The sequence below is a fragment of the Ensifer adhaerens genome, from assembly GCF_002940685.1.
Lineage (GTDB): Bacteria > Pseudomonadota > Alphaproteobacteria > Rhizobiales > Rhizobiaceae > Ensifer > Ensifer adhaerens_E.
The window spans coordinates 1-14433 of record NZ_PNFP01000033.1 but is presented as its reverse complement, the minus strand read 5'-3'; the positions used below and the strand labels follow the sequence as shown (position 1 = coordinate 14433).

At 61.9% G+C, this 14433-nt stretch carries 10 protein-coding genes and 2 pseudogenes; 10 read left to right on the top strand and 2 right to left on the bottom strand.

The window, feature by feature from the left end; all coding sequences use genetic code 11:
- Positions 1–72: 72 nt before the first annotated feature.
- The 8 genes and pseudogenes from C1A35_RS34625 (at position 73) to C1A35_RS34590 (ending at position 9437) form a co-directional block, all read left to right on the top strand.
- On the top strand, positions 73–1824 hold the full coding sequence (locus C1A35_RS34625) for a type I secretion system permease/ATPase (protein WP_199773111.1): 1752 nt from the start codon (positions 73–75) through the stop codon (positions 1822–1824).
- Positions 1825–1863: 39 nt separating this feature from the next.
- Positions 1864–4545 (top strand): calcium-binding protein, encoded by a 2682-nt coding sequence (locus C1A35_RS37160; protein WP_104668753.1) that lies wholly within the window; start codon positions 1864–1866, stop codon positions 4543–4545.
- An 82-nt stretch (positions 4546–4627) separates the two neighbouring features.
- Positions 4628–5950, top strand: a complete 1323-nt coding sequence (locus C1A35_RS34615) for an HlyD family type I secretion periplasmic adaptor subunit (protein WP_104668752.1) — start codon at positions 4628–4630, stop codon at positions 5948–5950.
- Positions 5951–6253: 303 nt separating this feature from the next.
- On the top strand, positions 6254–6799 hold the full coding sequence (locus tag C1A35_RS34610; protein ID WP_199773110.1) for a hypothetical protein: 546 nt from the start codon (positions 6254–6256) through the stop codon (positions 6797–6799).
- Positions 6800–7078: 279 nt separating this feature from the next.
- Positions 7079–7324: pseudogene (locus C1A35_RS34605) on the top strand (haloacid dehalogenase); the annotation flags it as partial.
- Positions 7321–7530, top strand: coding sequence for a DUF2933 domain-containing protein (locus C1A35_RS34600; protein WP_104668751.1), 210 nt, complete (start codon positions 7321–7323; stop codon positions 7528–7530). The pseudogene C1A35_RS34605 and the gene C1A35_RS34600, both read left to right, overlap by 4 nt.
- On the top strand, positions 7527–7826 hold the full coding sequence (locus C1A35_RS34595) for a hypothetical protein (protein WP_234823122.1): 300 nt from the start codon (positions 7527–7529) through the stop codon (positions 7824–7826). Before C1A35_RS34600 ends, C1A35_RS34595 begins: the two co-directional genes overlap by 4 nt.
- Before the next feature lie 321 nt (positions 7827–8147).
- Positions 8148–9437, top strand: a complete 1290-nt coding sequence (locus C1A35_RS34590; RefSeq protein ID WP_104668750.1) for an NAD(P)/FAD-dependent oxidoreductase — start codon at positions 8148–8150, stop codon at positions 9435–9437.
- Positions 9438–9867: 430 nt separating this feature from the next.
- On the opposite strand, the gene C1A35_RS34585 is transcribed toward C1A35_RS34590, so the two are convergent.
- The gene (locus C1A35_RS34585; protein ID WP_104668749.1) at positions 9868–12243 is read right to left on the bottom strand and encodes a hypothetical protein; all 2376 of its coding nucleotides are present in this window, start codon (positions 12241–12243) and stop codon (positions 9868–9870) included.
- A gap of 398 nt (positions 12244–12641) precedes the next feature.
- Here C1A35_RS34585 and C1A35_RS34580 point away from each other — a divergent pair, with 398 nt between their 5' ends.
- Together C1A35_RS34580 and C1A35_RS34575 are read left to right on the top strand one after the other, a co-directional pair.
- Complete coding sequence (locus tag C1A35_RS34580) at positions 12642–13559, top strand: aldo/keto reductase (RefSeq protein ID WP_104668748.1); 918 nt, start codon at positions 12642–12644, stop codon at positions 13557–13559.
- A gap of 33 nt (positions 13560–13592) precedes the next feature.
- Positions 13593–14258, top strand: a complete 666-nt coding sequence (locus tag C1A35_RS34575) for a DUF6064 family protein (RefSeq protein ID WP_104668747.1) — start codon at positions 13593–13595, stop codon at positions 14256–14258.
- Between the two features lie 58 nt (positions 14259–14316).
- Here the strand turns inward: C1A35_RS34575 and C1A35_RS36930 are convergent.
- Positions 14317–14433: pseudogene (locus C1A35_RS36930) on the bottom strand (LysR family transcriptional regulator); the annotation flags it as partial.

Sequence of the window (14433 nt, the reverse complement as noted above, 5' to 3'; positions counted from 1 at the left end):
TGTGAAGCGATACTCCCGGCCGGCGATTGACCGGCCGGGACACGATGCGCGGGGCAAAAAGGGGCACTCATCATGAGCAAGAAAAAAGAGCCGCAACACAAGATCGGCGGCATGCGCGGTATCCTGATCTATCTCTTCGGACTGTCGGGCATCATCAACGTCCTGGCGCTGACCGGCGCCTTCTACATGATGCAGATTTACGACCGGGCATTGACCAGCGGAAGCATCTCCACCCTGGTGGCGCTGTCGGTGCTTGCAGTCGGGCTTTACCTGTTTCAGGGGCTGTTCGACGTCATCCGGTCCCAGATCCTCGTGCGGCTTGGCGCCCGGCTCGACGCGGAACTCGCGCCGCTTGCCCACAAGGTGGTCATCGAGATGCCACGGTTCGGCTATTCGACGGCCGAAGCCACGGAACGCGGCCGCGACGTCGATACCCTGCGCGGCTTTCTCGCCGGCCAGGGACCGGTAGCGCTGTTCGACCTGCCCTGGATCCCTATCTATCTCGCCTTCGTCTGGCTGCTGCATCCGATGCTCGGCTACCTGACGCTCGGCGGCGCACTGCTGTTGGCATTGCTCACCGTTCTTGCCGAGGTCCTGACGCGTCGCCATTCCAATCCGATGATCAAGGCTTCGGTGGCGCGCAGTTCGATCGCCGAGAGCAATGCCCGCAACAGCGACGTGCTGCACGCGATGGGTATGACCGGCCGAGCTGTCGACCGGTTCGAGAAGGCCAATCGGCGTCATCTCGACTGTCAGACCAAGACGTCCGATGTCGGCGGCACCTTGTCCGGCCTGTCGAAGGTGCTGCGCATGATCCTGCAGTCGGCGATCCTCGGGCTCGGCGCCTATCTCGCCATCCGCGGCCAGATGTCGGCCGGCTCAATCATCGCCTCCTCGATCGTGACCGCGAGAGCGCTGGCGCCGGTGGATCTGGCGATCGCCCAGTGGAAAGGCGTGGTCTCCGCCAGGCGCAGCTACCACCGCCTCAACGAGACGCTCGGCGTGCTTGACGAACGCGGCGGCAATCTCGACCTGCCCGCACCGCAAGCCAGCCTGACGTTCGACAAGGTGACAACGGTAGCGCCTTCGACCGGAGCGGTGCTGCTCAGCGAAGTGAGCCTGGAGCTCAAGGCCGGCCAGGCGCTCGGGCTGATCGGGCCTTCGGGCGGCGGCAAGACGACGCTCGCACGCACCATGCTCGGCATCTGGCCGGTCCTGCGCGGGGCCGTGCGCATCGACGGCGCCGACCTCAACCAGTGGCGGGAGGAACTGTTCAACCAGCATGTCGGCTACCTGCCGCAGGACGTGGCGCTGATGGATGGAACCGTCTCCGACAACATCTCGCGCTTCGCGGACGCCCCAAATGCGCGGGCTATCATTCGCGCCGCCAAGGCTGCCGGCATCCATGAGATGATCGTGCATCTGCCGAACGGCTACCAGACCGAGCTTGGTCCCCATGGAACCGCCCTGTCCGCAGGCCAGCGACAGCGCATCGCCCTAGCCCGCGCACTCTATGGAGACCCCTTTCTCGTGGTGCTCGACGAGCCCAACTCCAATCTCGACGCAGAGGGTGAGGAGGCGCTCAACCGGGCGATCCTTAGGGTACGCGAGCGTGGCGGCATCGTCGTTATCGTCGCACACCGTCCGAGCGCGCTGCAGATGGTCGATATGATCGGCCTCGTCCAGGCCGGCCGACTGGTCGCCTTCGGTCCGAAGGAAGAGATCCTGCCACATCAAAAGACGCGGCCGCTGGTGGTCGAGAAATCTCGACGCCCGGATGGCGTCATGGCGCAACAGCCGCGCGCATCGGCAGCGGCCGAATAGCGACACCGAAAGGTCCGGCACCAAGCCGAGGAGGATGTCATGGACGACACGCTCATCCTGAAGCGACCCGACAGCCAGAAGGCGATCGCACCCATGAACCGGTACGAAATCGCCGAAGGACCTGGGCGCAAGCGCGGGCGCCTGGCGCTGTCGGCCCTGTTCCTGGGCGCACTCGGGGCCGTGGTCGGCAGCAAGGATGGGGAGAGCGAACCGGTGAACAATGGCCGGGCTCGCGAGCCTGCCGCCCCTCAACAGCCAACCGATGGGCCCGATATGTCCGGTGCGGTCGACGCGATCGAAAATGCCGCCGCATATATCCAGGGACTTCTGCAGGACCTGGCCTTTCCCGAGGACGTCCTGTCGACCCGGCTCGGCCGCCTCAGGTCTTCCGTGCGACTTGCCTTAAACGATGGCATGCCCAACACCGATTTCGTCGACGAGCGGCCGTTCAAGACGAGCACGCGGCCCGCCAATGACAACAACCTGCTGTCCTTCGATTTCCCTGGACTGGCATCGATCGGCGGTGCGCCGCCGGTGCGTCCTGGCGTCGACGATGAGGAGGACAACGACGACGATGATGATGGCGGTTCCAACGACCCTGATCCGGATGACGACAGCGATGATGACGACGACGACGGCAGTGCGCGCAGCAACCGCCTGCCTGTCGTCACCGGCCGCAACGTGCTCGCCAGCGGCCTGATGAACCTCTCGGCCGTCATCCTCTTGAATGATCTGCTCGCCAACACCGTCGATCCCGACGGCGACCGACTCTCTGTCGCCAACCTGACGGTCTCCTCCGGTTCGATCCGGTCCTATGGCGAGGACATGTGGCTCTATACGCCGGACCGCGGCGCTCTCGGTAACGTCACCTTCACCTACTCGGTCACGGACGGTACCGGTCGCACGGTCAACGGCGCGCTCATGACGCTGCTCGACTGGCCGGCGCGAGAAATTCTGGGAACGGAGGGTGACGACGTGCTGCTCGGCACGCCGCAGCCCGACATCATCGCAGCCCTCGGTGGCGACGACATCGTCTACGGTCGTGAGTCCGACGACATCATCCTTGGCGGTTCGGGCGGCGACACATTGATCGGCGGCGGCGGCAACGACACGCTCTATGGCGAAGCGGGAAATGATCGCCTGTTTGGCGGGCGCGGCAACGATATCCTGTTCGGCGGCGATGGCAACGACCACCTCTACGGCGAAGATGGCAACGACATCCTCATCGGCGATGCAGGTGAGGACTATCTTTCCGGGGGTGAGGGCAACGACCGGCTGTTCGGCGAAACAGACAACGACATTCTCGACGGGGACGCAGGCGACGATCTCGTCGACGGCGGCGAAGGTGACGATCGACTGACGGGAGGATCGGGCGACGACACGGTGCTCGCAGGAGCCGGCAACGACACGATCGTGACGGGATTGAGCGCGGAAGAAGCCCGCAGTGAGTCCGTTCTCGCCGGCGATGGCAACGATCATTACGCGGGTGGCGAAGGTGACGACACGCTCGATGCCAGCAGCAGTACCGCCGCCATCGTCGTCGACCTCGATGCCGGCACGGCAACCGGTGAAGAGATCGGATCAGACACGATCGACAGCATCGAGAACGTCATTGCCGGTTCGGGTGACGACCATATTACCGGCAACGCCGCAGACAACACGCTGACCGGCAACGACGGCGACGACATCATCTCCGGCAATGCAGGAAATGACACCCTCGTCGGCGGCAACGGCAATGATGTCGTCTCGGGAGGCGCCGGCAACGACACGATCGTGGTCGTCGCGCTCGAGCGATCCGGCGATGGCGACGATGACGGCGACGACATCTATAGCGGCGGCGATGGCGTCGACACGCTGGACCTTTCGGCGCTGGTTCAAACGGTACTGGCCGATATGGAGGCCGGGATCGCCGAAGGCGAGGAGATCGGCGAAGATCGCATCGACGGTTTCGAAATCATCGTCGGCGGTCGCGGAGACGACCGCATTTCGGGCAGCCGGGACGACGACATGCTCTTCGGCGGCCTCGGCGACGATCGTCTGCGCGGACGCGACGGTGACGATGTGCTGGTGGGCGGCGCCGGCGACGACGACATGAAGGGCGAGGACGGTGACGATGCATTCGTGGTCGTCCTCGTGTCCGGCTCTGATGATGGTGACGATACGATCGACGGCGGCGAAGGCGTCGATACCTACGATGCGTCAGCGACCGCGCAATCGATCGTCATCGACCTGGAACACGGCATCGCAACCGGGGTGGAGATTGGCACCGACATGCTCGATTCCATCGAGGCTGCGGTCGGCGGCAAGGGTGACGATGTCATCGTCGCGAGCAACGCCGTCAACTTTCTGGCAGGCGGCGCCGGCGCCGACATCTTTGTCTTCCGCAGCCTCGCCGCCCTTGCCAATAGCGGCATGGGCCGTGACGAAATCCGCGACTTTGAGGTCGGAGATCGCATCGACCTGTCGAAGATCGCCGAAGCGATCGGCGGCCTCGCCTTCGTGCCGTTTGATGACGATGGCAGCCCGTCGCCCGTCAACCGAATTACCTACTATCACGAGACCTTCAGCGGGACGGAACGCACCGTTGTGCGGGCGATCGTCGATCTGGAACGCGACGAGGATCTCGAATTCCTGATTGCCGGACGCCATGCGCTGAGCGAGCAGGATTTCATCCTTGCAGCACTCGACAGTGCAGCGGAACAGGCAAGAGACGCCGTGTAGACGGCGGCAACGCGCATCTTCGCATCGACCACATTCATTCAAGCGAAAATCGGGCATTCAAGCGAAATCGGGGGAGAAAACGATGAGCAACACCAACGACGAGAACCCGGCCAGATCCGCCAGCAAGATCGGTAAGAACGCCACGCATTTCGGCATCACCTCGCGTGTGGTCGTTTCCGCGGTGTTTGCCGCCACGCTTGTCTTCGGTGTTGGCGGCTGGGCCGCCCACGCGCGCCTTTCGGGCGCCGTCATCGCCCAGGGACAGATCGCCATTTCGCAGCAGGTCAAGCTCATCCAGCACCGCGACGGCGGCATCGTCTCCGAGATCACGGTGCGCAACGGCGACCGCGTCAGAAAGGGTGACGTTCTCGTTCGTCTCGATGAGACGCAGACCAGGGTGGAAATGGCGATCGTACGCGGCCAGCTGCAACAATTCCACGCCATGCGCGCGCGGCTCAAGGCCGAACGCGACGGCGAAAGCTCGGTCTCCTTCGAGGGCTTCGATGTCGGAGAGGTGCTGAGGGTCAGCGAACTGAAGCTGTTTGAGGCCAACCGCCGCATGATTGCCAGCCAGGAAGATCAGCTGCGACTGCAAATCGACCAGCTCGAAGAACAGATCGGTGGCCTCAAGGCTCAGACCGGTTCAAGCGATGCAGAAAGGGAAATCGTCGAGAAGGAGATCGCCAAGCTTGAGACCTTGCTCAAAAGCGGCCTGGTGCCGGTCTCCGAGCACCGCGATCTGTTGCGTCAGATGGCTCGCATCGACGGCACCAAGGGCGAGCTCGTGGCCCGGATCGCCGAGGCGGCCGGCCAGATCAGCGAGTTGCGGATCAAGCTCATGGCGATCGACCAGACAACCCGCAAGGAAACCCAGACCCAGATCGTCGGCATCGAGGCGAAGATCGCCGAGCTCAGCGAGCGCGAGGTCGCGGCCCGGGACCGGCTGGCGCGCATGGACGTGCGCGCCCCTGTCGACGGCCTCGTCTACGACCTGCAGGTCCACACCATCGGGGGCATCATCGCACCCGGCGCAAGCGTGATGTCGGTCGTTCCCGAAGGCGACGACATGACGGTCGAGATCCGCATCCCGCCGATCGATGTCGACCGCGTCGCCCCCGGCCAGCCGAGCCGCCTGCGCTTTACGACGTTCAACCAGCGAACGACGCCAGAACTTATGGGTGAAGTTGCCGTCGTCGCTGCGGCAACTACGCTCGACAGGGCCACAGGGCAGCCCTACTACCTCGCAACGATCAACATCGCCGAGCCGGTGGAAAAGCTCGGCAAGCAGAAGCTCATCCCCGGGATGCCGGTGGAAGTCTACGTCCAGACCGACGAACGCACCGCCATTTCCTACCTCACAAAACCCTTCACCGACCAGATGCTGAGGGCATTCAGGGAGGAGTGACAACGTGCCCGCCGAACCGGCGTCTCGCAGCCCTTGGGCGCGGCTCATAGAAGCCGACGCCTCGGACCATCGCGATTGCCTCGTTACAGGCGCGGCTGTTGTTTTGCATTTAACCGCAAGACTCCGACGACAATAGTTTCAATAAGGTAGCCTGGCACTTAAATTGAGACTTGGCAGTTAATTTGAGATTGATCCTTTGATTTTGGCACGTAATGTGAGATTCAACCGTCGACGAAATAGGCGGTGTTTCTGCATGAGCGATCCATTGCCCGACGAGATTGACGAAGTGCTTTGGGATGAGGCGTGTCGACGAGCCGAGGCGATCCGAGGATTTCTGATGCGTCGATCCGGCAAGGTAGCAGCCGGGATATGGCGCTACTGGCTGCCGAACTCGAAGTCAGTCGGGCAACCGTATTCCGTCTTATCAAGCTGTTTCGAAATGGGGGAACGGTAATGTCGCTGGTGGAGCGTAAACCCGGCCGGCCAGACGGCAGCCGAGTGCTCGACGACAAGCGAGAAGAAATCATTTGCACCACAATCAACCGGCATTACCTGAATAAGAACCGCCCCAGCATTTCTCAACTGGTTCGGGATGTACAAATGGGCTGCATCTCAGCCGGGCTCAAGCCGCCACATCGTCGGACAATTGAAACTCGTCTCGAAGACATCGACCTGCAGAAGCGCGCCAAACGACGGGGCGAAACCGACGTCGTGAAACGAACAACTGCTGTTCCAGGAATGCTCGCTGCCTCGCGTCCACTCCAGATCGTCCAAGTCGATCATACCAAAGCAGATATCTTTGTCCCGGTTCGTAGGTGCACCGATACAGGCGTCGCCAAACAGCCGTAACACAACGTTACCCAATGCGCTCGAACCGCTTATAAGCTTGTCGCCATTGAGCGCTCCGTGCCGAGGGGTCATTTAGCTTGCTGGCACGCATATGCCATCGGTCGCCGCGCAATTGGGCTTTGTCAGTGTCGGATAGTCTGTGTATCCCTTGGTCCCAGTTCCATAGAATGGGTCCCGGGTCGGGGTCATTAAACGGCGCGCCCGACTACAGCCTTTCAACGAAATCTGGATTTGCGAGCCCCCCTTCCGACGGGAACAATATCAGCCAGGCGCGGGCGTGTGCTCAAAGGTGACCTCCAGGGGATCGCGCGGGCGCGGCAGTTGAGCCATACGACGATGAAGAACAGCCGGCAGAACCTCTTCTTCGCCTTTATCTACAACGCCGCGGGAGTGCCCGTCGCGGCAGGCGTGCTCTACCCGGCCTTCGGCCTCCTGCTGTCCCCGATCATCGCCGCGGCGGCGATGGCTCTCTCGTCTGTCAGTGTGATCGGGAATTCTCTCAGGTTGAGGAATGTACGGATATGAGCTGGGATCGCAGATGGACTTTGTTTACCGCTTCTCTCGCGGTGATCGTCGCGTTCTTCGTGCTTCGCGAGCACTGGCAACACGCGCTGGGTTTCACGCCCTACCTGGTGCTGCTCGCCTGCCCGCTGATGCACTTCTTCCACGGTCACGGCGGACATCGCCATGGCCATCGAGACCGTCCGGCGGATTCGGGCGATATCACATGAGCTACGTTCGCTCGGCAGAAGCCATCGCCGATATTGCAGCTTCCCCCCAGGCGCTCTTCGACTATCTCGACGACCAGGCCAGTCTAGGGTTGCATATGCAGGAGCCGTCGATGATGATGCTCGGTGGGCGGATGTCCTATGCATTTGACGATGCCCGCGGCCGGGCCGTCGGTTTCGTCATCCGCATGCAAGGCAAGATGCTCGGTCTCGTGCTTTCGGTCGAGGAGATCGTCACGGAGTGGGAACGGCCCCGCCGCAAGGCATGGGAGACGCGGGGCGATCGGACCTTCTGGTGATCGGGGTTTATCGGATGGGGTTTGAGATCGATGCCGCCGGCCGGGCCCGATGTATGCGCGCTGGTGCGTTGGCTGCATGGCAACGGACGCCGCCAGGCGATTTCGATAGTCTATCCAGATGGAGGATGTCCGTCCGGGCATCCTCCTGGTTGGGCGTGGGCGGGCTGTTTAGGCCGGCCTCTTGGTGGACACCTGTTCGCGGTCGGGGATGAGCGGGCGCAACGTGTCGCAACGGCATCGTCAACCGGCCGGATTCGCTCAGCAAAATCTCAAAGCAAAAATATACGGGCTGGATGTCACATCTCGCGAGCCTCGATCGTCATGCTTCTCGACCGCAACCAAAGAGAGATGATCATGACACATCGAGACCCCACCAGCCCACGCGCTGATCACGCAGGCAAGATTCTCGTGATTGGCGGTGGTTTTGCCGGCTTCTGGGCCGCTGTTGCCGCCCGTCGTGTCGCTGGTAATCGCGCAGAGATTTGCTTGATTTCGCCGAAGCCGGTGCTGGAAATGCGCCCGCGGCTTTATGAGCCGAAGCCTGAGACGCTGTCCGTTCCGCTCCTGCCTCTGCTGGCCGAAGTCGACGTGACATTCATATCTGGCAAAGCGACGGACCTCGACGCATCAGCCAAAACCGTGACGTTGTCCGACGGGCAGCGCCACACCTATGACCGCCTGGTCGTGGCAACGGGAAGCCAGATGCCGCGCCCTCCAATTCCCGGCGTTGAAACCGCCTACTCGATTGATGACCAGGCAGACGCAATCGCATTCGATCAGCGCCTCGAAAAGATTGCTCAGCAAGTCGCAGAGCCAACGATCGCCATTGTGGGGGCCGGCTTTACCGGAATTGAACTGGCGCTCGAGTTGCGTGACCGGCTCAAGGCGCACAATCCAGACGGCGTGGCTGAACGGGCGCGCATCGTTCTGATCGACCGGGCAGAGGTCGTCGGGCAGCATTTGGGCTCCGCGCCGCGCCCGGTGATCGAAGATGCAATATCGGCCCACAATGTCGAGCTGCGGCTGGGAGCTGTCGTGCAAAGTCTGGCAGAGGATCGGGTGGTCTTCAGGGACGGGAGTTCGATCACGGCCGACGCGGTTGTGCTCACCTCTGGCATGCGTGCTGCGCCTTTCGCCGCACAGGTTTCGGGTGAGCGGGATCATCTCGGACGTACTATCGTTGATGCTGCGCTTAAGGTGCCTGACGTACCTGACATCTTCGTGGCCGGCGATGCCGGGGCGGCCGACACTGGGGACGGCCACTGGACACTCCAATCCTGTCAGCATGCGGGCCAAAGTGGTCGTGTGGCCGGCGAGAATGCCGCGCGCGACCTTCTTGGGCTACCAATGGTGGCCTATACACAGTTGCGATACGTGACCTGCTTGGATCTCGGCCGCTCTGGCGCCCTCATTACGCAGGGTTGGGATCGCCGCGTCGACAAGACAGGAAGCGAAGGTAAAGCTGTCAAGCGGCTGATCAACACGCAGGTCATTTATCCGCCGGCCACAGGAACCGCTGACGCACTACTTCTTAGTTCAAACATCGACCTGGCGGCGCGCGCTCGTAAGATCGACGAAAGCAAGGCCGATATCCCAGCAAGTGCAGTCTGAGGGAATGAAGCGAAGAAAGAGCCTGGCCCACATCTGTAAGGGGCAGGCTCGAACGCTGCGGAACTCAGCGAACTGGGTTGGAGCCCTCGCCTTTCAGGCGGTGAACGGAGTTGGCCCCTCAGCACTTTAGAGCCCGTGCGCGATCCAACCGCTAGGACTATGAGAGAGCACCGTAGCCGCGTGCAGAGCATGCTCTCGTTCGAAATTTTAGGATCGTAAAGGGTCTACCATCTTTCCCGCCGGATCCACTGGTTGTGAGCCTCTGCGACGCCCGCCGCTATGCCGCAAATGCATCATCCGGAAGACTTAAAACCTCGGCAGAACTTCCCTGCGGTAATGAACCGTCGCCACTAGCCGTCCTAGTCGCAGCAAAGACTTAAACGCCCTTCCCCCGACAGACCCGCCGCACCAATTCGCGCGATGGATAAACTCAGGCTCTTGACGACAACCGCAACTTCATCGTGGCCCAAGCCTTCGCCGCTTTGTTTCCCGAGGCCTGTGTCTTCGATGGCTCGGACCCAAGAATTTCAAGAAGCTCCGCCAGTTCCGCCTCGACCGCCAGGGGGTGGACCTTGGCCGCATCCATGGCCGCGAGACAGGCCCGCGCCTTCGCTGGCTGACTGAGTGTCGGGACGACCGCCTCAAGATCGTATTCAACCTCTCCGAGGGAAACGACATCGTCTGCGAACCGCGCGTTGATCCAGCCTTTGATCTCCGGCACGGTTTCAGGGACGCGCGCGTTCTTATCCTTGAGCATACCGACCTTGGTCCGGACTGCCGCCAGGACTGAGGTTCGGAAGCGCTCTGTAGAAGCATCAAGTTCACAAAGCCATTCAGAAGACAGCAATCGGGTGACCTGTTCCCTTGTCCACCCCGCCCCGAGCAGCGCACCAACGCCCCCGACACCGCTAAGGACAAGAGCGCCAGCTGGGCCGAACATGAAAAGCCCTAGAGCCTTGCCGGATAACGCACCGACGATAGAAAGCCCGCCTTTGACACTGGCATCCATAACTACCGAGAACGGGAGGTCCGACAACGGGAGGCGGCCGCGCCACACACGGTGAAGATGACGGGCAGAGGAAGCGGCCATTGCGAAGTAAGGCACATTCAAATCACCAAGCGCCTCGCCCGCTTCCAAGGACGTAGTCATGATCAAATCGGCGATCTCGCGGTCAAAACCATCGACATAGAACACGAGCTTCGCCCATTCTGCGCCACTTTCGAGTACGGCCTCAGCCAGCTCGGAATTGGCGTATACCGGCATGTCAGGATACTTGGCGAAATGCGTTCGCAACCCTTCGATGCTCTGCAGGCATTTCACTTGGAACGGCACACCGTCCACAAGTAGATCGAAGCCCGCATTGTTCGATGTCTCGGGAAAGCTGACGACATGACCGACTTCCGCCAAACGTGCCGCGACGAACTGCTCGGAGACATATCCGCGAAGATTGTTGCCTGCTCCAGCGGCGGCTGCTTCGCTCATCGATCCGACATGCTTCGCAAATGCGCCGAACTGAAAGATGTCTGCAATGTGCTCTGAGCGCGAGAAATCCGCTGCAGCGAGAACCGCAGGATCGATTGATACGGCGTTGTAGAGCATGTCACCCGCCGAAAGTGTCGCTACGGCCGCCATCTCGGCGCCATCTCCGCGGCTTCTTGAGAGCACGCCGTCGAGGAGATGGCGCCGTCGATCGGCGGTTGGTGACGGATGCATGAGACCGCCCAGCGCCGTGGGCAAGCTTCCCGCCGTCGCTTTGGAGATCGACGCGTTGCGCGCGCCCACCTCTGCTCTCATTTTCGCCGGGAGCGATGCCAGATCGGCCCCCGCTGCGGTCCTGAAATCGTTCAAGGCGATTGCCAACCCGTCCCGCTCTGCCGATAGACCACGCAGTGACAGCTGGACCGACACGATAGCCGCCAGTTTTGCAGCCTGCCCACCGTTTACATGGCGGTGAGCGAGGTAGCCAATACCAAGGACCGCTGGAATACTGAATAGCGGATTGGCGAGCATGAATAGCGTCGATACGACAGCAGGCCCGCTCATGAACGGAATGAATGCGGATGCCTGGGCAGCAAGGATGTAGGCGCTAAACCCTGCCAGGTTCACACCCACGCCTATGGAAAACGCTGTAGTGCCCGTGGCGAGCACGGCCAAGGCTGCCCGGTCTCCCGCCGTCAACGCGTTGCGCATCGCGTCGTCGCGCAATTCGGGCGGCAAGCTTCGAATATGGTCGCGAACACGTTCGCCAAGCGCGCTCGCAAGCTCTTCCGGAATATCGCCTGATGCTGCCGCCTCGGCCACGGCCTTCGCTACAAGTTGCGCTTGCTCCGCAACCAGGAAAGCGAAATCCTGATGGGGACGGCCGCGGATCGACCTCAACGCCTTCCAAGCCTTCTTGATTCCCGTCTGCGGCGCGTCTTCACTGTCTTCAGCCACAGGCATAGCGATCACGGCCGCTGCCTTATATGCCACACCCGCACCAACCGAGTTGGCTCTTCTGAACGACAACGGGAAAGTAGGGTCCTGGTCGAGCGCCTCGGCGATCCTCACCCACAGCCGAATGCGCAAGGCGCGATCGGATACGTCCGACGCAAACAGATTGTCTGCGGCCACCTTCAAGCGGCGGGCAAATGCTGTTGTATCCGAAGAATAATCTTCTTTCTGGAAGCGTGACAGCACATCACTGGCACGATCCATGGACATGGAAACCAGGGTCGTAGCCTCAAAGCTGGCGATGAGATTGCACAGTTCACGCCGATCAACCGCGCCAAGCCCAGAGAAAATAGTCCACGGCGGTACGTACAAGCCTGCCTCCATCAAACGGCGCAGCCTTGATGCCGGAATTACCGCTGGTTGTCGAATGCTTTCCAATGGCCCAATTACGTGAAGACCCCGAAGGCGCGCATGAGCGCGCTCCTGTCGCGGCCGGCCTTGCCAGTTCGTCGACTGCGCGCCGACAGCCGCGGCGGAGACCGGAAGCCGGTAGCACAGATGTGTCCTATCCCTCGCCTTGAAGGAATTCGAACCTGCTTCCATTGCCCTATTGTTAATTATGCTCGGAATGGTGAAGCTCGATTGCCTCGCTTAGACGAGCCCTTGATGGGGAAGATTGAGCCTCTGCTTCCGATCACGACTTCGTGGTTTCAGCGCCATTGCAAGCGAGCTCATTATCCGCCCTGCAAAGGAATTTGGAAGGGCAACCGATGGCGATCACCCGGCGCACGGCCGTTCAGGGGCTTGGCATCGGCGCATTTCTGCCGCTTGCGCCGCGACTGGCCCTTGGCCAGCCGGCCGGCATCCTGATGAGGCCGATTCCGGCAAGCGGAGAGTTATTGCCTGTGGTCGGCCTCGGCACCTGGATCACGTTCAATGTCGGCGACGATCCGGGGCTCAGGGACGAGTGTGCCGCAGTGATCGCCGCCTTCTTCGATGGCGGCGGCCGCATGATCGATTCCTCGCCGATGTACAGTTCCTCCCAGCCAACAATCGGTTACGGTCTGCGCAAGCTCGGCCATCCGAAGCGCCTGTTTTCCGCCGAGAAGGTCTGGATATCGCACCCGGAACAGGGAGGCCCGCAAATCGAGGCATCGCGCGCCTACTGGGGCGTCGACAAGTTCGATCTCGTGCAGGTCCACAATCTCGTCTCATGGGAAAAACACCTCCCGGCTCTCATCGAAATGAAAGCGGCGGGACGGCTACGTTATGTCGGCATCACGACATCGGAGGGACGAAGGCACCGCGAGACCGAGAGCATCATGGCCAGCCAGCCCATCGATTTTGTCCAGCTCACCTACAACATTCTCGACCGTGAGCCCGAACAGCGCATCCTGCCCTTGGCCCGGGAAAAAGGTATCGCCGTTATCGTCAATCGCCCGTTCAGACAGGGTGACCTGGTCCGGCAATTCGAGGACGGGCCGCTGCCGGACTGGCGCGCCGAGACGGGCGCCCGCAACTGGGCTCAGTTCCTGCTGAAGTTCATCATCTCCCATCCGGCGGTCACCTGCGCCATTCCCGCGACCACCAGGGTTGATCACGTGCGCGAGAACCTTGAGGCCGCAAGCGGCACCCTGCCGGACGAACAGATGCGCCGGCGCATGATCGACTATGTGGAAGCGCTGTGAGCGGCCGCGCGCCGCCAGAGGGGAATTTGGCTGATGTCCGAATGGGGGACCTACACGCTCTCCGACTTGGTGATGTTCTCGCCGCGCGTCTATTTCCGCCTCGTAGAGCGCTACAACCAGCAATTCTGGCCGTTGCAGCTTGTCTGGATCGCCGGCGCAATTCTTATCCTCGCACCGGCAGCGACCGGCTTGCCGCGCGCCCGCGTCGCGGCCTTTCCGCTGCTTGCTGCGGCCTGGTTGTTCTGCGCCTGGCAGTTCTTCTGGGAACGTTACACCGCGATCCATTGGGGCATGTCCTATGCGGCAGGTGCCTTCCTACTCCAGGCCGCATTACTGGCTCTATCGCCAGCCCCCGCACGGCACACGGATGGGCCCGCAAGCCGGTTGCGGCACCGTGGCGGCATCGGCCTCATGCTTTTCGGTTTGCTCGCCTATCCTTGCCTCGCCTGGCCGGCGGGGCGCTCGCTCGCCTCGGCCGAAATATTCGCGATGATGCCGGATCCCACGGCAACGACGACGCTCGGCACCGTATTGGCAGTGGCAACCTCCGGCAAGCGGAGTTGGCTACTTCTGCCGATCCCCCTGCTCTGGTGCGCCTTCAGCGGCCTGACTCTCCTTGCATTGGAGGCCCCCGGCGTCTGGGCGTCATTAGCCGTCATCGTCGCTACACTCGTACTTCTGCTGGCCGACCGGCGCTGACGACCCTTGGCAACGCCGCGGAAGGACCATCAGGCTTCCATCCAGCGCCTCCCTCCCCTCACCTTCCCGGCCGCACCAGTGACCGGGCAATGTCGATGACATCGTCCCTCGCCGCCGTCGGGTCGTCCTTGTTCCAGGCAACGCCCAGCCCGATCTTCAGATCGACACCGCGCAC

Bases quoted from the DNA above. Each gene is read 5' to 3' on its own strand.
- C1A35_RS34625 (WP_199773111.1), top strand. From the start codon at position 73: ATGAGCAAGAAAAAAGAGCCGCAACACAAGATCGGCGGCATGCGCGGT.
- C1A35_RS37160 (WP_104668753.1), top strand. From the start codon at position 1,864: ATGGACGACACGCTCATCCTGAAGCGACCCGACAGCCAGAAGGCGATC.
- C1A35_RS34615 (WP_104668752.1), top strand. From the start codon at position 4,628: ATGAGCAACACCAACGACGAGAACCCGGCCAGATCCGCCAGCAAGATC.
- C1A35_RS34600 (WP_104668751.1), top strand. From the start codon at position 7,321: ATGAGCTGGGATCGCAGATGGACTTTGTTTACCGCTTCTCTCGCGGTG.
- C1A35_RS34595 (WP_234823122.1), top strand. From the start codon at position 7,527: ATGAGCTACGTTCGCTCGGCAGAAGCCATCGCCGATATTGCAGCTTCC.
- C1A35_RS34590 (WP_104668750.1), top strand. From the start codon at position 8,148: ATGCTTCTCGACCGCAACCAAAGAGAGATGATCATGACACATCGAGAC.
- C1A35_RS34580 (WP_104668748.1), top strand. From the start codon at position 12,642: ATGGCGATCACCCGGCGCACGGCCGTTCAGGGGCTTGGCATCGGCGCA.
- C1A35_RS34575 (WP_104668747.1), top strand. From the start codon at position 13,593: ATGTCCGAATGGGGGACCTACACGCTCTCCGACTTGGTGATGTTCTCG.